Raw genomic sequence first — 22,400 nt, 5'->3', positions numbered from 1 at the left:
GCGGATACGCGCAGGCCCCAGGGGGTTCAGAACATGTCCGCCGGCAGGATCGGCAGGAAGCGCGAGAACCGCCGCGCCTTCGCCACGGGGTAGGGCAGGGCAAAGCCCTCGCGCTCTTCCGGCGGCTTAGCGGCATTGGCAAGCGCCGCCTGACGCCAGCTCCGCGCCTGCACCGTGCTCTGCACATCGAGGCGTGGCCCTAGCCATTTCCGGGCCAGCCGCTCGCGCAGGGCCTGCACGTCGGCGGGGCGGCGGAAGAGGACCGAGGCCTCGGTGTCCCAGCGCAGCGAGCGCCCGTTGAGATTCGCCGACCCGACCATCCCCACCCGGTCATCGACCAGGATCACCTTGGAATGCACATAGATCGGCCCGGCCCCGAGAATGTCCGGGGCTCCGGGCTTGGCGGGGCGGGTCTGGCCGGGCGAGATCAGCGCCAGCCGGTTGCCATAGGCATGCCGAAGCCGTGCAACCGCGTCGGTTTGCAGCGCGTGGCCATGGCGGGCGTCCCAGCCGATGTCGCTGTTGAACAGCACCCGCTCGGCGGCGGGCGGCAGGACCATCACCAGTTGCAGATCGGTGCGGCGCGCGGCGGCCCTTGTGAGGGCGTCGACAACGGGACGGTGCCGCAGGAACTGGGTTTCGATGTAGAGATGCCGCTCGGCAGCGCCGATCATTGCGATCAGCGCTGTCTCGTGATCCCGGACCTGCGCCCTCGGAGCAAGCCGCGCGGCGCCGCGGCAGGGGGCCGAGACGGTGCGGATCAGCCGCAGATCGGCGGGGGGCTGCGGACGGACGCGGGTGTCCATCGGCGTGGCGGTGCCGCTCAGCGCGCGGGTGCCGCAGGACAGTGCGGAGTTCCAGGTTTCCGCGAAATGCAGCCGCAGCGCGGCGGCGAAATCCGCATCCTCCACCTGCATCGAGACATCGTGCCAGGTGTCCTCCGGCGGGCGGTCATGCGCGGGCGTGTCGAAGCGGCGCTCGTTGACGTCGAGCCCGCCGATGATGCAGCGCGTGCCATCGGCGACGGCGAATTTCTGGTGCAGCGTGACCGGGCGCAGCCGCACCGGCCCGCTGAGCAATGCCCGCTGCACCGGGGTGAGCAGGGTGGGTTTCTGGGCGTTCAGATGCCGCAGGTTCTCGGCGATCCGCCGCCGCATGGCCAGGCGCCAGAGCGGCCCGGCGATCTGCCCGTGCGGCGCGCAAAGCACCTGCGCGTCGCCCCGCATCGCGTCGGTGAAACCGCTGGCCGAGGCCCAGGCGAGCCGATGCAGATCCGAAGTGAAGACCGGGTCGAAATCCGACAGGATCAGCCGCAGCCGGACACCCTTGCGTGCGACGAAGGCGAGCAGATCGGCCCAGGTGGCAAGGCCGCGGTCGGTCAGGTCGGGGCTGCGCAGGCGGGTCTTGGGCTCCAGGATCCGGAACGACATGACCAGTTCGCCGCGCGCGGTTGCGGCAAGGCGCTCGAGGGCCGGAAAGCCCTCGGCGGCAGTGATGAGCGGGGTCAGCGCCATCGGCCTACGATCAGCCGCGTTTGCGGCGCAGGGCGTCGCGGAACTCGGCGAGGCGGAAGGCGCCCAGACCCTGCCCGGCCAGCCCGTAGGAGACCAGGCCCGCGATCAGCAGCAGCAGCAGGGCGGGGTAGCGCCAGTAACTCATGCCAAGGAACGGCGCGAGCAGCAGATAGGTTCCCCACAGGACCGCGCCCATAAGCAGCGATGCGGCGCAGATGCGCCAGATCCGCCGCCGGAACCGGTCGTCGAAGCGGGCGGTGTCGCCGATGGCGCGGCCGCCGATGGCGAGCATCGCCACCATCACCCAGCCCGCGACCGAGGTCGCCACCGCCGGCGCGATCCAGCCCAGCACCGGCACCAGCCCCACCGCCAGCGCGGCGTTCACGATCATCGACCAGACCGCGTAGCGAAACGGGGTGCGGGTGTCTTCGCGGGCGAAGAACAGCGGTTGCAGCACCTTTTGCAGCACGAAGGCGGGCAGCCCCAGACCGTAGAGCGCCACCGCCGCCGCAATCGCGGCGCTGTCGTCGGCACCAGTGGCGCCGCGTTCGAACAGCACCGAGACCATGGGCAGCGGGATCACCACAAGCGCGACCGCGGCGGGCACGGTCAACGCCAGGGCCATCTCGCCCGCGCGGGAAAACGCGTGGCGCGCGCCATCGCCGTCCTCGGCCTTGAGCCGGCGCGAGAGATCGGGCAGCAGCACGATCCCGACGGCGATTCCGACCACGCCCAGCGGCAGTTGATAAAGCCGGTCGGCGGCATAGAGCCAGCCCACCGCCTTGTCGAATTGCGAGGCGACCTGCTGGCCCACCAGCAGGTTGATCTGCATGACGCCGCCGGCCAGCGCCGCGGGCACGGCAACGCGCACCAGCCGGCGCATGTCGGGGGTCAGACGCGGGCGGCCGGGGCGCACGCGGATGCCGGCGCGCCCGGCGGCGGTCCAGACCAGCGCAAGCTGCGCCACACCGGCCAGCGGGATGGTCCAGATCAGCCACAGAATGACCTCTTCGCCCAGCCAGGCGCCGATGGACATGGCCAGGATGACGAAGATGTTCAGCAGCACCGGCGCGGCGGCGGCGGCGGCGAAATGCCCGGTGGCGTTGAGCGCGCCGGAAAACAGCGCGGCCAGCGAGACGAAGAGGATATAGGGAAAGATGATCCGCCCATAGGCCACGGTCAGCGGAAAGCGGGCATCGTCGGTAAAGCCTTCGGCGGTGGCCCAGACCAGCGCCGGCATGAAGATCAGCGCCAGCGCGGTGAGGATCATCAGCACGAAACCGAGCCCGCTCAGCGCGTCTCGGGCAAAGACGAGCGGATCTTCCTCGCCTTCGTATTTCTTCGAGAAGATCGGCACGAAGGCGGCGTTGAACGCGCCTTCGGCAAAGAAGCGGCGGAACATGTTCGGCAGGCGGAAGGCGGCGACGAAGGCATCCATCACCGGGCCCGGGCCGATATAGGCCAGAATGAAGATCTCGCGCACGACACCGAGAACGCGGCTGGCCAGCGTCCAGAATCCGACGGTGACGATGCCGGAGATAAGGCGGATGGGTTTCATGTCTGCTCGGCCCTTTGCGCCCTGTGGGCTCTGGCAGCAGTAGACTATCGCAGGGAGAGGCGGAAGAGGGCAGATCGGGGCGTCGGGCGGGCCTGTGCCACTTGCCGTTTCCGGCGCGGCCTGGCCCGGCTGGCGGCCCTTTGCGGGGCGATCCCGGAGGGGCGCCGGGGGCGTTCCTTATTTTGGCCTTATTTTGAGCGCATCGAGGTGGGACAGTCCGGTTCGAGACGTAGAAAATAAGGTCGGCCGCGCTTTCGGCGCAGGATCGACCACCGAGGTAGTAGAGTAGGGTGGCAGACATGAATGAATTGACGGGGGGAGTCCCTCTGCGGGTCATTGCCGTGCGGGTGCATGGCAGATCTCGTGCGATGGCGGTCGCGATGATGCCGATCCGGCGGGAGGGCAGTTTTTCGGACGTGAGGGGCTGACATGGCAACCTCGTTCGATGTTTTCTACCTGGGGACGGTTTCCTCGCTCGATCCGACCGAGGGCAACAGCAGCGCCGAGAACGCCAGCTCGATCGTCGGGACGACATTCGGCGGCACGACCGACCCGCTTCACGACCATATCCAGGCGTTCTCTGCCGGAAGCTATTCGGGGGGCGACAGCAGCAGCTACGACAGCAACAACCAGTTCTCCAACGATACGTTCAGGATCGACGGCGGGTCGCTGCACACCTTCGACACGCTGGTCGAATACAACGCCACAATCACCTATGTGGACGGCAGCACGGCGACGATCACCGCGCTGGTCATGCAGGACACCAGCGGCAACCTCTATCTGGTGCCCGAGACGTCCTACAACGCCGACCAGGCAGCGCTTCAGGCCGGGCCGATCCAGTCTCTGACCCTCGATAGCGTCAGCATCGACACGGCGAACATGTCGGCGAACCGCTACGCGCCCGATTATGTCAATGTCGTCGGCGGCACCACGGGCGACGACAGCATGGGCGTCGGCTATACCGATGCCGATGGTGACCAGATCACCAGCGGCGCGGATGTGATCGACGCCGGCGAAGGCGCGGATACGGTCAGTGCCGGCTCTGGCAACGATACGGTCTATGGCGGTGGCGGCAACGACGTGATCGACGCCGGGACCGGCAACGATCTGGTCGTGGGCGGCGAGGGCGACGATACCGTCATGCTCTCCAATTCCTGGGGCGATGACACCGTCTACGGCGACGAAACCGACGGGACGGGCGGCGGCAACAACGACTGGCTCGATTTCAGCGCGGTCACGGCCTCGGTCACGGTCACTTTCAGCGGATCCGAAGACGGCACCGCGACGGATGGCACCAACACCCTGACCTTCGACAATATCGAAGGCATCGTCGGCAGCAGCCGGGGCGACACGATCGACGCCTCCGCCGACGGGTCGGGCCTGTATCTCGCCGGCGGGGCCGGGGCGGATTCGATCACCGGCGGCACGGATGCCGACGAGATCCATGGCGACAGCGGGAACGACAGGATCTTTGCCTCTGGCGGCGCAGATACGATCTGGGGCGGCACCGGAAGCGACTCGCTGCGCGGCGAGGACGGCGACGACAGTTTCATTCTGGAAACCAATTTCGGCAACGACACCATCATCGGCGGGGAGACCGGCGAGACGGCGGGCGATACGCTCGATCTGTCCGCCGGCGCGGATTCGGTCAGCCTGATCTTCAGCGGTGACGAGGCCGGCACGATCACCGACGGCACCTGGACTGCCCGGTTCTGGCAGATCGAGCATATCACCCTCACCGACCAGAACGATTCGATCGACGCTTCGGCCAGCACGGGCGGTGTCGATGTCGATGGCGGCGGGGGGGCGGATACCTTCATCGGCGGCTCGGGGGCCGACACGTTCCAGGCCGGCGACGGTGCCGATATCCTCTGGTCGAACGAGGGCGACGATTCCGTCGATGCCGGCGCGGGGAACGATACGGTCTGGGCCGGGGCCGGGGCGGACACGATCCTCGGGGGCGAGGGCGACGACCTGCTGGGCGGCGACGAGGGGGCCGACAGCCTCTCGGGCGGCGGTGGCAATGACGAGATCTGGGGCGGTCTGGACAACGACACGATCGACGGCGGGCTTGGCGACGATCTGATCGGCGGCGACACGGGCAACGACCTGCTCACCGGCAGCGACGGCAACGACACCTTCAGCTACAGCCCGGGCGACGGCGCCGACACGATCACCGATTTCAACGCGGGCAACACCGGCGGTCTTCTGGATGGCGACCTTGCCAACAACGATTTCATCGACCTGTCGGGGTTCTATGACAGCCTGTCCGAGCTTTACGCCGACCAGCTAGACGACGGGATTCTCAACCAGTCGAACACGACCGACACCGAGGGCCGCTCCACCGATTATTCGGACAACGAACAGTTCGGCACCGGCTCGCTGACCTTCACCGGGGCAAGCGCCGACAGCTCCTTTTACACCAACGAGAATACCGGCGTGACCTGTTTCACCTCGGGCACGCCGATCCTGACCCCGTCGGGCGAGGTGGCGGTCGACAAGCTGCGGGTCGGCGATCTTGTCGCCACCGCGGATCATGGCGCGCAGCCGATCCTGTGGATCGGACGCAGCGACTTCGATGCCGAGGAGCTGGCGCGGTGCCCGAACCTGCGCCCGGTGCTCATCCGAGCCGGGGCGTTCGGGAACCGGCACGACTTGCTGGTTTCGCCGCAGCATTGCATGGCTCTCACGGTTCCCTCGGGCAAAGAGGTCTTTGCGCGGGCCAGCCATCTTGTACTGACGCCCCTGGCCCGCATTGCAAACGGGCGCCGGACGGTAAGCTATTTCCACATCCTGCTGGGCCGTCACGAGGTGCTGTTTGCCGATGGCGCGCGGACCGAGAGCTTCTATCCCGGCCCGCAGGCGCTGGCGGCGATGCCGACCAAGGCGCGCGACCAGCTTTTCGCGGCGCTGTCGGTGTCCCGGTCGCTTCCGATCGAGCGGGCCCTCGGGCGGCGCGCGCGCCCGGTTCTGACGAAACAGGATGTCCTGCGCCATTTGCGGCAGCCGAAGGGGCGCCGCCGGTCGCTCTGGGCTACGCAGCCCTGCGCCATGGCGGCGTGAGGCGGGCCGGAGGGATCTATCCCTTGGCGGCCCGCTCCGTGCCTTCCGCGATGGCGTCGCGCAGGCGTTTCTCCAGCGTCTTCTGCTTCGAGGGGGTGTAGAACTTCAGCCCGAACATGTCCTTCACATAGAAGGTATCGACCACCTGTTCGCCGAAGGTCGCGATGACCGCCGAGGCGATGTAGACGTTGCTTTCGGCCAGCGTGCGCGTCAGGTCGTAGAGCAGGCCGGGACGGTCGCGGGTGTCGACCTCGATGATCGTGTAGATCTCCGACCCTTCGTTGTCGAAGGCGATCGAGGTCGGCACGGTGAAGGCCTTTTCCCGCTTCTTGAGCTTCTGCCGCGAGAAGATCGCCTCGCGCGGCTTGACCTCGCCCATCAGCGTCTTGCGGATCATCTCGCGCAGGCGGGGGATGCGCCGGTCCTCATAGGGCGAGCCGTCGGAATCCTGAATCCAGAAGGCGGCGGTGGCATAACCGTCCTTGGAGGTGAAGGTCCGCGCGTCCACCACGTTGGCGCCGACCAGCGACAGCGCCCCCGCGAGGCGCGAGAAGATGCCCGGATGATCCGACAGCGCGAAACACACTCGGGTGGCGTCGCGTTCTTCGTCCGGGTGGATGTCGATCTTGATCTCGTCGTTCTGGATGTCGCGTAGGAGCTGCGCGAAGACCACCTGCGCGGTGACGTGCAGCCCCTGCCAATAGGGATCGTAATGGCGGCTGGTCTCGGTGCGCAGATCCTTTGGATCCCAATCGGCAAGTGCGTCGCGCAGCGCCTTCTTGGCCTCGGCGCCGCGGTTCTCGCGGTTGAGCGCCTCCATGCCGTCTTCCAGGGCCCGCCGCGTCTGGCGGTAGAGCGCCCGCAGTAAAGCAGCCTTCCAGTTGTTCCAGACGCCCGGGCCCACGCCGCGTATGTCGCAGACCGTGAGCACGGTCAGCAGGTCGAGCCGTTCGACGCTCTGCACCGCCTTGGCGAAGTCGCGCACGGTGCGTGGGTCGGCGATGTCGCGTTTCTGCGCCATATCGGACATCAGCAGGTGATAGCGTACCAGCCATTCCACTGTGGCGCATTCCGTCTTGGTGAGCCCCAGGCGCGGCGACACCTTGCGGGCGATCTTGGCGCCCAGAACCGCGTGATCCTCCTGCCGGCCCTTGCCGATGTCATGCAGCAGCAGCGCCACGTAAAGCACCTTGCGGTTGACGCCTTCCTTGAGGATCGTCGAGGCGACCGGCAGTTCCTCGACCAGATTGCCGTGTTCGATTTCCGACAGGTTGCGGATGCACTGGATGGTGTGCTCGTCCACCGTATAGGCGTGATACATGTTGAACTGCATCATCGCCACGATGGGCTCGAATTCCGGAATAAAGGCGCCGAGTACGCCCAGCTCGTTCATCCGCCGCAGCGAGCGTTCCGGATTGCCGTGCTTGAGCATCAGGTCGAGGAAGATGCGCCGCGCTTCCTTGTCGTTGCGCAGCTCCTCGTCGATGAGGTGTAGGTTCGCCTTGATCAGCCGCATGCCGTCCGGGTGCAGAAGCAACCCGGTGCGCAGCCCCTCCTCGAAGAACCGCAGCAGGTTCAGCTTGTCCGCCAGAAAGCTCTCGTCATCGACGATGGAGAGGCGGTTGTGCACCACCTCGTAGCCGTCCTTCACATGCGGTCCGCGCTTGAACATGCGCATGATCAGCGGGGCGTCCTTCTGGTGCTCGGCTTCCAGCGAGGTCAGGAAGATGCGCGTCAGGTCGCCCACCGCCGTGGCGTGCAGGAAGTAATCCTGCATGAACCATTCCACCGCGCGCCGGCCGCCCTTGTCGGCATAGCCCATGCGCGCGGCAACCTCGACCTGCATGTCGAAGGTCAGTTGCTCCACCGCGCGTCCGGCGGCCAGATGCAGGTGGCAGCGCACCGCCCAGAGGAACTCCTCGGCGCGCATGAAGGTGGTGTATTCCTCGCGCCGGAACACGCCCAGCCGCACCAGTTCCTCGGCATCCTCGGTCTGGTGGATGTATTTGGTGATCCAGTAGAGCGATTGCAGATCGCGCAGCCCGCCCTTGCCCTCCTTCACATTGGGCTCGACCACATAGCGCAGCCCCTGCTTGCGGTGGCGCTGGTCGCGCTCTTCCAGCTTGGCGGCCACGAAAGCGCGTTCCGAGCCCTTGAAGAGATCGGACCAAAGCCGGGTTTCCAGCTCCCGCGCCAGCGGTTCGTGGCCGATGACAAAGCGGTTCTCCAGCATCGCGGTGCGGATCGTATAATCCTCGCCGCCAAGCCGCAGACAATCCTTCACCGTGCGCGAGGCGTGGCCGACCTTCAGCTTCAGATCCCAGAAGATGTAGAGCATCGACTCGATGACGCTCTCGGCCCAGGGGGTGATCTTCCAGGGCGTCAGGAACAGCAGGTCGACATCCGAGAACGGCGCCATCTCGCCGCGCCCGTAGCCGCCGACGGCCATGACGGTCAGGCGTTCGCCTTCGGTGGGGTTGTGCAGCGGGTGCAGGCGCCGGGTCGCCAGCTCGAAGACCAGCCGCACCACGCAATCGGTCAGCCAGGCATAGGCTTCGGTTGTCGGGAAGGCGGCGCGGGGATGCGCGGCGAAGGCCCGGGCGATGGTATCGTGCCCGTCCTTCATTGCCTGCGACAGAATGCGCACGGCGGCTGCGCGCACCTCGGCCTCGGTCTGCGCCTCGGCGGCGGCGTCGAAAAGCGCTGTGCGCAGCGCGGGCAGGTCGAAAATATCCGATGCCGGCGCGATCAGGTCGTCCGGCATCGGGTCTTGTGTCGCTCGCTCAGAAGCCTGCGCCGGAGAAGCTTGAGGGGGCAGGGTCAAGGATCACCATCTGGTTGTTTCGCACGGTTGCGACGGCGAGCCCACGTTCGTTGGTGCCATCGGATTTCAGGCGGAATACACCGCCTGTGCCCTGGAAACCAGCGGATTGCGTGAGCGCCCTTCCGGTGAGAGCGTCGTTGCGGCCCTGTTCGACCAGCGCGCCGATGGCGGCGATGCCGTCAAAGGCCAGCCCCGCCAGCGGGTGCGGCGCGGCGCCATAGGCGTTGCTGTAGCGCGCCGAGAAATTCCGCTGCATGGCCTGGTTGGGCAGGGTGAACCAGGCGCCCTCGGCGCCGGGGTAGCTGAACAGCTCGGGCTTCACGTCCCAGCGGGTGAGGCCGATATACTGCACCTGCGCCGGGTTCAGCCCGTTTTCGGGCATCACCTGAAGCAGGATCGGCATCGCGGCATTGGTCGCGTCGGTGGTGATGAAGACCGAATCGGCACCCGAGGTCGCGGCGACCCGGCCCATGCTTTGCGCGGCGGTGGTCACGCCCTCGATGCTGAGCGGGTAGGGCTGGATTGCCGCCACGCGCACGCCGTTCTGCGATGCGGCCTGCTGGATCGCGGCCTTGCCGAACTGGCCCGGTACGTCGTCGGAATGCAGGATGGCGACGCTGTTGCGGCCCTGGCGATGGGCGTAGCCGAGCAGCCGGTCGGCGGTGTTCACGAAGGTCGGGCCGAGCACGAAGAGATTGCCGCCGGCGATCGACGGGTTGTTGGAGAAGGAGAGCATGTTGACGCCCTCGTCGGCCACCACCTTGCTGGCCTCGACGGCGGCCTCGCCGCGCAGCGGCCCGAGGATGATCTTGGCGCCCTCATCGACGGCGCGCTGGGCCTGGGCCGCGGCAGTCGCCGGCGAACCGGCGGTGTCGTAGACCGCGAGGTCGATGGGCACCCCGCCGAGATCGGCGATGGCGAGCCTTGCGGCGTTTTCCATGTCGCGCGCGATGCTGGCGGCGGCGGGGTCGCTCTGCGGCACCAGAAGCGCCACCCGCACCGGCTTGTTCGGGTCGATCCGTGGCCCGCCGCCGGCAGCCGTGCTGCCGCCCAGATCGGAAATCATGCTGGCGTCGCAAGCGGCTAGCAAACCGGCCGTTGCCACGATGGCAACGGTGCGGAGCGCCTTGCGGGCGCTGGACAAAACGGCGAACATGGTCACGAAACTCCCTCGATGACGGGCACGGGTTCGCTCCCGCGCGGTATTGCGGGCAATCATAGACAAGCGGGGAGGCGGGTCCAGTGATGAATCCGGCCGGGGGCGGATTGACGCCGGGTCTTTACATGGTGGCAGTGCCGATCGGCAATGCCCGCGACATCACGCTTCGCGCGTTGGACATCCTGCGCGATGCAGAGGTGCTGGCGGCGGAAGACACGCGCAGCTTGCGGCGGCTGCTGGAGATCCATGGCGTGCCGCTGGGCGACCGGCCCTGCCTCGCCTATCACGACCACAACGGCGAGAAGATGCGGCCCCGGCTGCTCGAGGCGCTGGCGGCGGGGCGGTCCGTCGCCTATGCCTCCGAGGCGGGGACGCCGATGATCTCGGATCCGGGGTTCGATCTGGTGCGCGCGGCGCGCGAGGCGGGCCATCCGGTGACCACGGCGCCCGGGGCCTCGGCGGTGATCGCCGCGCTGACCATCGCGGGGCTGCCCACGGACCGCTTCCTGTTTGCAGGGTTTCTGCCCAGCACCAGCGCCGCGCGGCGCAAGGCGCTCGAGGAGTTGCGGACGGTGCCGGCGACGCTGGCCTTTTACGAATCGCCGAAACGGCTGGGCGCGATGCTGGCGGATGCCGTCGCGGTGATGGGCGCCGAGCGCCCCGCCGCGATGTGCCGCGAACTGACCAAACGTTTCGAGGAATGCCGAAGCGGCAGTCTTGGCGACCTCGCCGCGCATTATGCGGGCGAGACGCCGAAAGGCGAGGTGGTGGTGCTGATCGGCAAGGGAGATTCGGAAAAAATTAGTGAGTCTGATTTAGACGGTTCCCTGACCGAAGCGCTGAAGACGATGTCGGTGCGCGATGCGGCGGATGCGGTTTCGGGGATGTACGGCGTGAAACGGCGCCCGGTCTACCAGCGTGCGATGGCGCTGGCAAAGGAGCGGGACCGGAACGAGGGATAGGCAAAGGGAGCGGTCATGGCACGGCAACTGGCGTTTGATTTCGAGGGGCCCGTGGTTCAGGCCGAGGTTCCTGAGCGGCGGGTGCCGCAGGAGGATGCGCGCCGTATGCGCGGCGCGCTGGGCTATCGGGCCGGGATTTCCGCAGAGATGCGGGTGGCGCAGGATTACGAGCGGCGGGGCTATGCGGTGGCGCGGCGGCGCTGGCGGGGTCGTGGCGGCGAGATCGACCTGATCCTGCGCGACGGTGCCGGGCTTGTCTTTGTCGAGGTCAAGAAAAGCCGCAGCTTCGACCGTGCTCTCGAACGCCTGTCGTCGCGGCAGGTGTCCCGGCTGATGGTTGCGGCCGAGGAATTTGCCGGCGGCGAGCCCATGGGCTCGCTGACCGAGATGCGGTTCGATGTGGCGCTCATGGATGCGCAGGGCATGATCCGGGTCATCGAGAACGCCTTCGGTCCCTGAGCGGGCATTGCCCTCGGGCGGTCTCTGCGCCATGTATGGCGAAAGACAGCGCGGGAGATCCCATGAAAATCGCCTTTCAGATGGACCCGATCGGTCCGGTCAACATCGACGCCGACAGCACGTTCCGCCTTGCGGAAGAGGCGCAGGCCCGGGGGCACGATCTGTTCTATTACACGCCGGATCACCTGTCTTTCGAAGAGGGGCGGATCACCGCGCGGGGGCATTCGCTGCGGGTGCAGAGGGTGCAGGGGGATCACGCGCAGCTCGGGCCGCTGGAGCTGGTCGATCTGGCCGATTTCGACGTGGTCTGGCTGCGTCAGGACCCGCCCTTCGACATGCATTATATCACCACCACGCATCTGCTCGAGCGGCTGACGCCGGGCACGCTGGTGGTCAACGATCCGTTCTGGGTGCGCAATTCGCCGGAAAAGCTGCTGGTGCTGAACTTTCCCGAGCTGACGCCGCCGACCACCATCGCGCGCGACCTCGAGACCATCCGCGCGTTCAAGGCGCGCCATGGCGACATCATCCTCAAGCCGCTTTACGGTAACGGCGGTGCCGGGGTGTTCCGCCTCGACGAGAACGACCGCAACCTCAGCTCGCTTTACGAGCTGTTCACCGGTTTCTCGCGCGAGCCGCTGATCGTGCAGAAATACCTGCCCGCCGTGACCAAGGGCGACAAGCGGGTGATCCTTGTGGATGGCGAGCCGGTGGGCGCGATCAACCGGGTGCCTGCAGCGGGTGAGGTGCGCTCGAACATGCATGTGGGGGGGCGACCCGAGAAGGTGGAACTGACCGAGCGCGACCGCGAGATCTGCGCCAAGATCGGCCCGGTGCTGCGCGAGAAGGGGCAGGTCTTTGTCGGTATCGACGTGATCGGCGAGTGGCTGACCGAGATCAACGTGACCTCGCCGACCGGCATTCAGGAGCTCGAGCGCTTCGACGGGGTCAATGTGGCCGAAAAGATCTGGCAGGCGGTGGAAGCGCGCCGGGGATGAGCCGGCGGCTTGCCGCGCTGACCGTCTTTCTGCGCCTGTTCGTCAAGCCGCGCCTGGCCCGCCTCGCGGGGCCCGACGTGGCGGCGCGTGATTTCGAGCGGATGGCGGCGCTGGCGCTGCGGGCCCCGCCCTATCTGCGGCGGTTGGAGCGGCCGGGCGGGCTGCACTGGATCAGCGCCGGGCGCTGTCAGGCGGGGCGGGTGATCCTCTATTTCCACGGCGGCGGCTATGTCGCGGGCAGCCCGAGGACCCACCAGGGCATGCTGGGGCGGCTGTCCAAACTCTCGGGGGCCGAGATCTGCGCGCCGGCCTATCCGCTGGTGCAGCAGGCGCCGTTCCCCGCTGCTTTCGAGGCCGCGCAGGCGGCCTGGCGGCAGTGCCGCAGACTGGGCTATGCGCCGGGGCAGATCGTGCTGGGCGGCGATTCCGCCGGCGGCGGGTTGGCGCTGGCGCTTCTGGCCTGGTGCTGCGATCAGCGCGAACCGCCAGCGGCGGCGCTGGCCTTTTCCCCCTGGACCGATCTCGCGATGACCGGCGAGAGCCTGCGCAGCAACCGGAGCGCCGATCCGTTCCTGCCGGTGTCTCGCATCGGCGAGCTTGTGCGCCTGGTGCTGGGCCGCGCCCCGCGCGACGACCCACGGATTTCGCCGCTTTATGCCGATTTTCCCGGCTGCCCGCCGGTGATGATCCAGTTTTCCGAAACCGAGATCCTCGCCGATGATGCGCGGCGCATGGCGGCACGGCTGCGTGCCCAGGGGGCCGAGGTTACGCTGGAGAGCCTGCCCGATGCCCCGCATGCCTGGCCGCTCTACGACGGCTGGATCCCCGAGGCCCGGCAGACGCTGCGGCGGGCAGCGCGCTTCGTTCAGGCGTCCTTTGCCGAGACCAGCCGGTAGCTCAGCGCCTCGGCCACATGTGGACGGCGCAGCGCCTCCTCCCCGGCCAGATCGGCGATGGTGCGCGCGACGCGCAGAATGCGGTGGTAGCCCCGCGCCGAGAGGCCAAAGCGATCGGCGGCCCGCAGCAGCAGGTCGCGGCTTTCGGCGTCGGGTGTGGCGATGTCTTCCAGCAGCCGGCCCTCGGCATCGGCGTTGGTGCGGATCGCGGGGCGGTCGGCAAAGCGCTGGGCCTGACGGTCGCGCGCGGCGGCGACGCGGGCGGCGACGGTGGCAGAGCTGTCGCCCGAGGCGGGCAGGTCGAGATCGGTGAAGGCGACGGGGGGCACCTCGATGCGCAGGTCGAACCGGTCCATCAGAGGGCCCGAGACGCGGCCCAGATAATCCTCTCCGCAGATGGGCGCGCGCGAGCAGGCGCGCGCGGGATCGGTGAGATAGCCGCATTTGCAGGGGTTCGCCGCGGCCACCAGCATGAAGCGGCAGGGATAGGTGATATGCGCGTTGGCGCGCGACACCATCACCTCGCCGGTTTCGACCGGCTGGCGCAGCGTTTCCAGCACGGTGCGGGGAAATTCCGGAAATTCGTCCATGAACAGCACGCCGTTATGGGCGAGGCTCACCTCGCCGGGCTTGGCGCCGCGCCCGCCGCCGATGATCGCGGCCATCGAGGCGGTATGATGCGGTTCACGGAACGGGCGCACGCGCGAAATGCCGCCTTCATCCAGCAGCCCGGCGAGCGAATGGATCATCGAGGTTTCCAGCGCTTCCTGCGCGGTGAGCGGGGGGAGAAGTCCGGGCAGCCGCGCGGCGAGCATGGATTTGCCCGATCCGGGCGTGCCGACCAGCATCAGGTGATGGCGCCCGGCGGCGGCGATTTCCAGCGCGCGCTTGGCGCGTTCCTGCCCCTTGACGTCGCGCAGGTCGCGCAGCGCGGGCGGCGGATGCAGCTCGCCCGGCTCGGAGGGCTGGATGGGCGCGTCGCCGGCGTAATGGCGGACCACATCGACCAGGCTTTGCGCGCCGAGCACGCGGCAGGCGCCGACCCAGGCGGCCTCGGCGCCCGACGCGCGGGGGCAGAGCAGGACGCGCTCTTCCTCGGCGGCGGTCATCGCCGCGGGCAGGGCGCCGGGCACGGGGACCAGCGCCCCGTCGAGCGCGAGCTCCCCCAGCGCCATCGTCTGGGCGATCTCGTCGCGCGGCAGGATGTCCAGCGCCGCCAGCAGGCCAAGCGCGATGGGCAGGTCGAAATGCGAGCCTTCCTTGGGCATGTCGGCGGGGGAGAGGTTGATGGTGATGCGCTTGGACGGCAGGGCGATCGCCATGGCGGTCAGCGCCGCGCGCACCCGTTCGCGCGCCTCCGACACCGCCTTGTCGGGCAGGCCGACGATGGAGAAGCCCGGAACCCCGGCGGTGACGGCGCATTGCACCTCGACCGGGCGCGCCTCGACCCCTTCGAAGGCCACCGTATAGGCATGTGCAACCACGTCCCACCTCATCTCCAGTCTCCGGCGAGACTGCGCGCAGGATGGTTAGGGAAGGGTTAACGGGCGCGTTCGAGATTAAGGAGCCGGACTGCCGCGATTGTCCCCTGCGCCTTGGAGCCGGCGGCTCCAGGCGCGGTTCGGGACGCCTGGAGTATGGGGGCTCGGGGTCAGAGCAGCGCGGTGAAGGCGGGCCAGGCGGTCGGGTCCGCGACGGTCTTGTCGCGGCAATAGGCGTTGCAGAAACCGAAGATGCGGCCGTCGATCTCCATCAGATGGGTGACGGGATCGCCGGAATAAGGGCAGGTCGCGTTTTCGGGCGTGCCGCTGGCGACGGCAAGTGCGGGATGCGGTGCCGGCCCGGGCCAGCCGGTCTTCGGATAATCGCGTTCGTACCAGGGCAGATGCTCGCCATGGGCGATCCCCATCGCGCGCCAGCGGCGGAAGGCCGGATCGGCGAGATGGGCGGTGACATAGGCCTGGGCGGTTTCGCCGACAGCCAGCCCGTAGCCCGCGATTCGCGCGGCAACCGGGGCAAAGACCGCATCCGCCGCGGTATAGGCGCCGAAAAGCCAGGGGCCGGCGGCGCCGTAGCGGTCGCGGGCGAAGCTCCACAGCGTTTCGATGCGGGCGAGATCGGCGCGGGTCCGGTCCGAGGGCTCGAACCCGGTATAGGCCGATTGCAGATTCATCGGGCACTGATCGCGCAGCGCGGCAAAGCTGGAATGCATCTCGGCGGCCATGCTGCGGGCGGCCGCGCGTGCGGCCGGATCGGCGGGCCAATGCCCCGCCTCGGGATGGCGGCTGGCCAGTTCCTCGGCGATGGCGAGGCTGTCCCAGATCACGGCGCCGTCTTCGGTGACAAGGCTCGGCACGGTGCGCGAGGGCGCGATTTCGGCGACCTGTTCGGCGACGGGACCGTCGAGAAAGCTGATACGCCGGATCGCGAAGGGCAGGCCGAAGCGCTCCAGCAGCAGCCAGCCGCGCAGCGACCAGCTTGAATAGGTGTAATCTCCGAGGATCAGTCGATAGTCCATCACGCTCTCCGCAAGATCGGGGTCTTTCAGGGGGTTAGCGTAGTTTCGACCATCAGGGAAATTCCGTTTTGTGGGCGGGCGCATCACCGGATGTCATGAAATCGAGACCGTTTCGGGCCAAGCTCACAAAAAAATGCGCCTCTTGGGGAAACCAATTGTGATCCCGCTGCGTTCTTCACCCGTAGTACTGTGCAAGAAGACGGGGTCCTCCCGTCCACATATCCGATGGGGAGTGCGAATGACATCCGAGTCCTTCAACGACCAGACCCTGTCCCGCAAGGCCATGAAGGCCGAGCTTCTGGATGCGGAAACCGAATTGCAATTGGCCTACGCCTGGCGCGATCACCGCGACGAGGCGGCGCTGCACCGGCTGATCACCGCCTATATGCGGCTGGCGATCTCGATGGCGGCGAAATTCAAACGGTATGGCGCGCCGATGGGCGATCTGATCCAGGAGGCGGGTCTGGGGCTGATGAAGGCCGCGGACAAGTTCGACCCCGATCGCGGGGTGCGCTTTTCCACCTATGCGGTCTGGTGGATCAAAGCGAGCATTCAGGACTATGTGATGCGCAACTGGTCGATGGTGCGGACCGGCTCGACCTCGTCGCAGAAATCGCTGTTCTTCAACATGCGCCGGGTGCAGGCGCGGCTGGAACGCGAGGCCGCCGCCGAGGGCCGGGTTCTGGAGCGCCATGTGCTGCACGCCGCCATCGCCGAAGAAATCGGCGTGCCGCTGGCGGATGTGGAGATGATGGAGGGCCGGCTCTCGGGGTCGGATTTCTCGCTGAACGCGACGCAATCCTCGGAGGATGAGGGGCGGGAATGGATCGACACGCTTGAGGATGAGGGCGAGCACGGGGCGGTGCTGGTCGAGGGCCGGATGGACAATGCGCAGCTGCGTGAATGGCTGCTGGTGGCGCTGACCTCGCTCAACGACCGCGAACGGTTCATCGTGCGCGAGCGCAAGCTGCGGGACGAGACGCGCACGCTGGAGAGTCTGGGGCAGGAGCTGGGGCTTTCGAAGGAGCGGGTCAGGCAGCTCGAGGCGGCGGCCTTCGTGAAAATGCGGAAGTCGCTTGAAGCCCAGTCGCGGGAGGTGCAACAGTTCCTCGCATGATGCGATCCCGCCTGCTTTTTGCCCCGCTCGTTGCCCTGTCTCTCTCTGCTCCCGCGGCTTTTGCCGAAGGGAGCGTTTTCGATGGCGCGCAGGTTCTCTTCCTGGGGGAGACCCACGACAACCCGGCGCATCACGCGCGGCAGGCCGAGCTTGTCCGCGAGCTTCAGCCGGTGGCGCTGGTGTTCGAGATGCTGACCACGGACCAGTCGGCGCAGATCCATCCCGAGCATCTGGCGGATGAGGCGGCGCTCGCAGAGCTGTTGCAGTGGGAAGACAGCGGCTGGCCGGATTTCGCGATGTATTATCCGATCTTCGAGGCCGCACCCGAGGCGGCGATCTTTGGCGCCGCATTGCCGCGCGAAGAGGCGCGGCGGGTGTCGGGTGAGCCGCTGGACAAGGTCTTTGGCGCCAGCGCGGGGTTTTACGGGCTCGACCAGCCGCTGCCGGCGGAAGAGCAGGGCTTGCGCGAAGAGATGCAGATGGCGGCGCATTGCGACGCGCTGCCGGTCGAGATGCTGCCGGTGATGGTGGGCATCCAGCGTCTGCGCGACGCGCGGTTGGCCGAGACCGCGCTCGAGGCGTTGTCGATGCATGGCGCACCGGTGGTGGTGATCACCGGCAATGGTCATGCGCGCACCGATTGGGGGGCGCCGGCGCTGATTGCGCGGGCGGCACCGGAGGTGAAGGTGGTGTCTTTGGGGCAGGGCGAAGCCGGCAAGGGCGCGCCGGACGGATCGTTCGATCTGGTCGAGGAGACAGAGGGGGTCGAGCGCGAGGATCCCTGTGCCGCCTTCCAGAAAACGCCGGGCAATTGAGTTTTTCCCGCCTGCGCCGTAACAGGAGGGGCACAGGGGCAAGGGAAAGGCGCGCGACATGCTGGCCGGCAAACGCATCCTTCTGATCATCGGCGGCGGGATCGCCGCCTACAAGGCGCTGGAGACGATCCGGCGCCTGCGCGAGCGCGGTGCGGCGGTGACCCCGGTGCTGAGCGCGGCTGCGCGGGAATTCGTGACGCCGCTCTCGGTGGGCGCGCTGGCGGGGGAGAGGGTCTATAGCGATCTTTTCGACCTGACCGACGAGGCCGAGATGGGCCATATCCAGCTTTCCCGGGTGGCGGATCTGGTGCTGGTGGCGCCGGCGACGGCGGATCTGATGGCCAAGATGGCACAGGGGCTGGCGGGGGATCTTGCCTCGACGCTGCTGCTGGCCACCGATACGCCGGTGATGATCGCACCGGCGATGAATGTGCGCATGTGGGAGCATCCGGCCACGCAGCGCAATCTCCGGACGCTGATCGGCGACGGGGTGACGGTGGTCGGTCCCGATGCGGGCGACATGGCCTGCGGCGAATACGGGCCGGGGCGGCTGGCGGAGCCCTTGGAGATCGTGGCGGCGGCCGAGCGGGCGCTGAGCGACGGGCCGCTGAAGGGGCGCCGCGTGCTGGTGACCTCGGGCCCCACGCATGAACCCATCGACCCGGTGCGCTATATCGCCAACCGCTCCTCGGGGGCGCAGGGCACGGCGATTGCCGAGGCGCTGCGCGATCTGGGCGCCGAGGTGGTGTTCGTCACCGGGCCGGCGGAAGTGGCGCGGCCCGCGGGGGTCGAGGTGATCGAGGTGGAAAGCGCGCTTGAGATGCGCGCGGCGGTGCTGGGGGCCCTGCCGGTCGAGGCCGGGGTGTTCGCGGCGGCGGTGGCCGACTGGCGGGTGGAAAGCGCCTCGGGCTCGAAGATCAAGAAAGAGGTGGGCAGATTGCCCACCCTACGGTTTACCGAGAACCCCGATATTCTGGCGGAAGTGTCGGCGCTGGCCGAGGACCGGCCCGGGCTGGTGGTGGGCTTTGCCGCCGAGACCGACGATGTGGTGGCCCATGCCACGGCGAAGCGGCTGCGCAAGGGCTGCGACTGGATCCTGGCCAATGACGTGAGCCCGGCGACCGGGATCATGGGCGGATCGGAGAATGCGGTGGTGCTGATTTCCGACGCAGGCGCCGAGGCGTGGCCGCGCATGGGCAAGCGCGCGGTGGCGCAGCGGCTGGCCGAGCGCCTCGCCGCCGCGCTGGGCGCGGGCTGAGAGGGCGGAATTTGCGTATTTGGAAAGAGAAGAAGGGTACGGCGTGGTCACGATAGCTGTCATGTGGGACGAGGGGGCCGACAGGTCTTTGGGGCTGCCGTCCTATGCGACCGACGGGGCGGCGGGGGCCGATCTGCGGGCGAATTTCTCCGATCGCGGCGAGATCGTGCTGGCGCCGGGGGCGCGGGCGCTGGTGCCGACCGGGCTGCGGCTGGCGATCCCCGGGGGCTGGGAGGTGCAGGTGCGGCCGCGCTCGGGGCTGGCGCTGAAACACGGGATCGTGCTGCCCAACAGTCCCGGAACGATCGACAGCGATTATCGCGGCCCGCTGGGGGTGATCGTGATGAATGCCGGGCAGGCGGCGTTTGTGATCGCGCATGGCGACCGGATCGCGCAGATGGTGGCGGCGCCGGTGGCGCGCGCCCGGTTCGACGTGGTCGAGGCCCTGCCGGAGACGGTACGCGGGGCGGGCGGTTTCGGCTCGACGGGGATCGGCTGATGCTGCTGGTGCTGGCGCTGGCGGCGGGGCTCTGGGGGCTCGGGGCGCTCATGGGGGCCTCGCGCATGGCGCGGGCCTATATGCTGGGGCTGCTGTATGTCGCGGTGCTGGCACTGCATGTGGTGTTGCCCGAGGGCCATCCGGCGCGTCTGGCGACCGGCGGCAGCGCGGCGCTCTGGCTGATCGTCGGCGGGTTCGGGGGGCTGGGCGCGGCCTATGCCTTTGTGCTGCGCCGTCTGAAGGCGCGGGCGGAGGCGAAGGCGCCGGTGCAGGCGCCGCCGCCGGGGCGGTTTTCCGGCGCCGAGCTGGAGCGCTATGCGCGCCATATCGTGCTGCGCGAGCTGGGCGGGCCGGGGCAGAAGGCGCTGAAGGAGGCGCGGGTTCTGGTGATCGGCGCCGGCGGGCTGGGCGCGCCGGCGCTGCAATATCTGGCCGCCGCCGGGGTGGGCACCATCGGGGTGATCGACGACGATGTGGTGGAGAACGCCAATCTCCAGCGGCAGGTGATCCACACCGATGCGCGGATCGGCATGCCCAAGGTGTTTTCCGCCCAGGCGGCGATGGAGGCGCAGAACCCCTATGTGACGGTGCGGCCCTATCACCGGCGGCTGGAGGCGGAGGGGGCCGAGGCGCTGTTCGCCGACTACGATCTGATCCTCGACGGGACGGACAATTTCGAGACGCGCTATCTGGCGAACAGGGCCGCCGTGGCGGCGGGCAAGCCGTTGGTCTCGGGGGCGCTGTCGCAATGGGAAGGGCAGCTTTCGGTCTTCGATCCGGCGAAGGGCACGCCCTGCTATCAGTGCCTCTTTCCCGAGGCGCCGGCGCCGGGGCTGGCGCCTTCCTGTGCCGAGGCGGGGGTGCTGGGCCCGCTGCCCGGGGTGGTCGGCGCGATGATGGCGGTGGAGGCGGTGAAGCTCGTCACCGGGGCGGGCCAGCCGCTGCTGGGAGAGATGCTGATCTACGATGCGCTTTGGGGCGAGACGCGGAAGATCGCGCTGAAGCGCCGTGCCGGCTGCCCGGTCTGCGGCGGCTGATCCTTGCGCTTGCGCGGGCGCTGGTCATACTGCCGGAAACCCTGATCCGGAGTCTTTTGTCATGAAACAGTTTTTCCAGAGTGCCGCGCTGCTGCTGCTGGCGGCGACGCCGCTTGCCGCGCAGGATCTGCCCGATCTGGGCGGGCGTGAGGTGGTTGTGGTGACCGAGAACGCCTATCCGCCGCTGCAATTCGTCGATCCCGCCAGCGGTGCGGCGATCGGCTGGGAATACGACGCCATGGCGGAGATCGCCGCGCGGCTGAACATCGCGGTGGTTTACGAGACCATCTCGTGGGATGCGATGATCCCGGCGGTTTCGGAAGGGCAATACGATATCGGCATGACCGGGATCACCATTCGCGAGGACCGCGCGGAGATGGTGGATTTTTCCGATGCCTATATGCGTTCGGAAATGGTGATGCTGGTGCGGGGCGACGAGACCCGTTTCGACGATGCCGCGAGTTTTGCCGCCGATGACGATCTGCTGATCGCCGCCCAGCCGGGGACGACGCCCTTCTACGTGGGGGTCTATGACGTGCTGGACGGCGACGAGGCCAACCCGCGCATCAGGCTGTTCGAGACCTTCGGGGCCGGTGTGCAGGCGCTGAAGACCGGCGATGTGGATCTGGTGCTGACCGACGGGACCGCGGGTGAGGGCTATGTGGCGGCCTCGGAGGGCGGGCTGAAGATCGTGGGCGAGAAGCTCGGGACCGAGGATTTCGGCTTCATCTTCCCGAAGGGCTCGGATCTGGTGGCGCCGGTGAACGCGGCGATTGCGGCGATGCGGGCGGATGGCACGATCGACGCGCTGAACAAGACCTGGTTCCTCGACTACAAGATGGGCGAGTGAGCCCGCGCGCTCGTCAAGCCCGCGCGGGCTTTCCTCGCGGGAGCTCTGTGTGAGCGCGGCACCGGAGCGCGAGTTTCCCTGGTGGCTTGTGGCGGCGGCGGCGCTGGGGCTGGCGAGCTTTGGCGTCGTGCTGGCGGACGAGATGCAGGCGCGCATCCTGTGGACGCTGCTCAAGGGCGTGCAGGTGACCGTCTTCGTCACGCTGGTGGGGTTCGCGCTGGCCTCGGCGCTGGGGATGGGTGTGGCGCTGATGTCGCTTTCGGGCAGCCGACTGCTGCGGCAAAGCGCGCGGTTCTATACCGAGATCGTGCGCGGCGTGCCGATGCTGGTGCTGCTGCTCTATGTGGCCTTCGTGCTGGCGCCGGGGCTGGTGGAGCTGCGGAACTGGCTGCTGGGCTGGCTGGGTGTCGAGCCGGCGCGGGTGCGGGATTTCCCGCTGCTCTGGCGCGCGATCCTGGCGCTGACCATCGGCTACTCGGCCTTTATCGCCGAAGTGTTTCGCGCCGGGCTTCTGGCGGTGGAGGAGGGCCAGATCGAAGCCGCCAAGGCGCTGGGGCTGAACCGGATACAGAGGTTCCGCTTCATCGTGCTGCCGCAGGCGATCCGCACGATCCTGCCGCCGCTGGGCAATGATTTTGTCGCCATGGTGAAGGATTCCAGCCTGGTCTCGGTGCTGGGGGTGCTGGATGTCACGCAGCTTGGCAAGGTTACGGCCGCCGGCAATTTCCGCTATTTCGAAACCTATAACGTGGTGGCGCTGGTCTATCTGACGATGACGGTCACGCTGTCGCTGGGGTTGCGGCGGCTGGAGCGGCACATGAGAGAGCGTCCGGGCGGGCCATGAGCCCGGCAGCAAGAGGAGATCGCAGGGGC

The 22,400-nt window shown here is 67.9% G+C and carries 18 protein-coding genes; 12 read left to right on the top strand and 6 right to left on the bottom strand.

What is annotated here, in order from left to right:
- Positions 1 to 26: 26 nt before the first annotated feature.
- The gene (locus M4578_RS23385) at positions 27 to 1,514 is read right to left on the bottom strand and encodes a phospholipase D family protein (protein ID WP_258095554.1); all 1,488 of its coding nucleotides are present in this window, start codon (positions 1,512 to 1,514) and stop codon (positions 27 to 29) included.
- Positions 1,515 to 1,524: 10 nt separating this feature from the next.
- Positions 1,525 to 3,072 (bottom strand): murein biosynthesis integral membrane protein MurJ, encoded by a 1,548-nt coding sequence (gene murJ, locus M4578_RS23380; protein ID WP_258095553.1) that lies wholly within the window; start codon positions 3,070 to 3,072, stop codon positions 1,525 to 1,527.
- A 429-nt stretch (positions 3,073 to 3,501) separates the two neighbouring features.
- On the opposite strand from murJ, the gene M4578_RS23375 reads away from it, so the two are divergent.
- Positions 3,502 to 6,135: a Hint domain-containing protein gene (locus tag M4578_RS23375; RefSeq protein WP_258095552.1), complete on the top strand. Its 2,634-nt coding sequence runs from the start codon at positions 3,502 to 3,504 to the stop codon at positions 6,133 to 6,135.
- Between the two features lie 16 nt (positions 6,136 to 6,151).
- Here M4578_RS23375 and M4578_RS23370 read toward each other — a convergent pair whose 3' ends face one another.
- Both M4578_RS23370 and M4578_RS23365 read right to left on the bottom strand, forming a co-directional pair.
- Positions 6,152 to 8,899: a [protein-PII] uridylyltransferase gene (locus M4578_RS23370; RefSeq protein WP_258095551.1), complete on the bottom strand. Its 2,748-nt coding sequence runs from the start codon at positions 8,897 to 8,899 to the stop codon at positions 6,152 to 6,154.
- A gap of 19 nt (positions 8,900 to 8,918) precedes the next feature.
- The gene (locus M4578_RS23365) at positions 8,919 to 10,115 is read right to left on the bottom strand and encodes a penicillin-binding protein activator (RefSeq protein WP_258095550.1); all 1,197 of its coding nucleotides are present in this window, start codon (positions 10,113 to 10,115) and stop codon (positions 8,919 to 8,921) included.
- 89 nt (positions 10,116 to 10,204) lie between these two features.
- Here M4578_RS23365 and rsmI point away from each other — a divergent pair, with 89 nt between their 5' ends.
- The 4 genes from rsmI to M4578_RS23345 all read left to right on the top strand — a co-directional run bounded on the left by rsmI (position 10,205) and on the right by M4578_RS23345 (position 13,433).
- On the top strand, positions 10,205 to 11,080 hold the full coding sequence (rsmI, locus tag M4578_RS23360) for a 16S rRNA (cytidine(1402)-2'-O)-methyltransferase (RefSeq protein WP_258095549.1): 876 nt from the start codon (positions 10,205 to 10,207) through the stop codon (positions 11,078 to 11,080).
- A 15-nt stretch (positions 11,081 to 11,095) separates the two neighbouring features.
- Positions 11,096 to 11,539: a YraN family protein gene (locus M4578_RS23355; protein ID WP_420854827.1), complete on the top strand. Its 444-nt coding sequence runs from the start codon at positions 11,096 to 11,098 to the stop codon at positions 11,537 to 11,539.
- A gap of 62 nt (positions 11,540 to 11,601) precedes the next feature.
- A complete protein-coding gene (gene gshB, locus M4578_RS23350; RefSeq protein ID WP_258095548.1) occupies positions 11,602 to 12,537 on the top strand; it encodes a glutathione synthase in 936 nt (311 codons plus the stop codon).
- Positions 12,534 to 13,433: an alpha/beta hydrolase gene (locus M4578_RS23345; protein ID WP_258095547.1), complete on the top strand. Its 900-nt coding sequence runs from the start codon at positions 12,534 to 12,536 to the stop codon at positions 13,431 to 13,433. Before gshB ends, M4578_RS23345 begins: the two co-directional genes overlap by 4 nt.
- Here M4578_RS23345 and M4578_RS23340 read toward each other — a convergent pair.
- Positions 13,403 to 14,917, bottom strand: coding sequence for a YifB family Mg chelatase-like AAA ATPase (locus M4578_RS23340; RefSeq protein ID WP_258095575.1), 1,515 nt, complete (start codon positions 14,915 to 14,917; stop codon positions 13,403 to 13,405). The two genes, M4578_RS23345 and M4578_RS23340, sit on opposite strands and share 31 nt — an antisense overlap.
- Positions 14,918 to 15,084: 167 nt before the next feature.
- Positions 15,085 to 15,951 (bottom strand): glutathione S-transferase, encoded by an 867-nt coding sequence (locus tag M4578_RS23335; RefSeq protein ID WP_258095546.1) that lies wholly within the window; start codon positions 15,949 to 15,951, stop codon positions 15,085 to 15,087.
- A 238-nt stretch (positions 15,952 to 16,189) separates the two neighbouring features.
- Between M4578_RS23335 and M4578_RS23330 the strand changes: the two genes are divergently transcribed.
- The 7 genes from M4578_RS23330 (at position 16,190) to M4578_RS23300 (ending at position 22,371) form a co-directional block, all read left to right on the top strand.
- Positions 16,190 to 17,068: an RNA polymerase factor sigma-32 gene (locus tag M4578_RS23330; RefSeq protein WP_258095545.1), complete on the top strand. Its 879-nt coding sequence runs from the start codon at positions 16,190 to 16,192 to the stop codon at positions 17,066 to 17,068.
- Complete coding sequence (locus M4578_RS23325) at positions 17,065 to 17,883, top strand: ChaN family lipoprotein (protein WP_258095544.1); 819 nt, start codon at positions 17,065 to 17,067, stop codon at positions 17,881 to 17,883. The genes M4578_RS23330 and M4578_RS23325 overlap by 4 nt, the downstream gene beginning before the upstream one ends.
- A gap of 58 nt (positions 17,884 to 17,941) precedes the next feature.
- Positions 17,942 to 19,141, top strand: coding sequence for a bifunctional phosphopantothenoylcysteine decarboxylase/phosphopantothenate--cysteine ligase CoaBC (gene coaBC, locus M4578_RS23320; RefSeq protein WP_258095543.1), 1,200 nt, complete (start codon positions 17,942 to 17,944; stop codon positions 19,139 to 19,141).
- Positions 19,142 to 19,202: 61 nt separating this feature from the next.
- On the top strand, positions 19,203 to 19,640 hold the full coding sequence (gene dut, locus M4578_RS23315; RefSeq protein ID WP_258095574.1) for a dUTP diphosphatase: 438 nt from the start codon (positions 19,203 to 19,205) through the stop codon (positions 19,638 to 19,640).
- Positions 19,640 to 20,677, top strand: a complete 1,038-nt coding sequence (locus M4578_RS23310; protein ID WP_258095542.1) for a HesA/MoeB/ThiF family protein — start codon at positions 19,640 to 19,642, stop codon at positions 20,675 to 20,677. The genes dut and M4578_RS23310 overlap by 1 nt, the downstream gene beginning before the upstream one ends.
- Positions 20,678 to 20,738: 61 nt before the next feature.
- A complete protein-coding gene (locus M4578_RS23305; protein WP_258095541.1) occupies positions 20,739 to 21,527 on the top strand; it encodes a transporter substrate-binding domain-containing protein in 789 nt (262 codons plus the stop codon).
- 49 nt (positions 21,528 to 21,576) lie between these two features.
- Entirely contained in the window at positions 21,577 to 22,371 is a 795-nt protein-coding gene (locus M4578_RS23300) for an amino acid ABC transporter permease (protein ID WP_258095540.1), read from the top strand.
- The last annotated feature ends 29 nt before the right edge of the window (positions 22,372 to 22,400 follow it).

The organism is Salipiger pentaromativorans (genome assembly GCF_024721115.1).
Lineage (GTDB): Bacteria > Pseudomonadota > Alphaproteobacteria > Rhodobacterales > Rhodobacteraceae > Salipiger > Salipiger pentaromativorans.
Note: the sequence above shows the minus strand (reverse complement) of the source record. Positions and strands in the feature narration are given on the sequence as shown.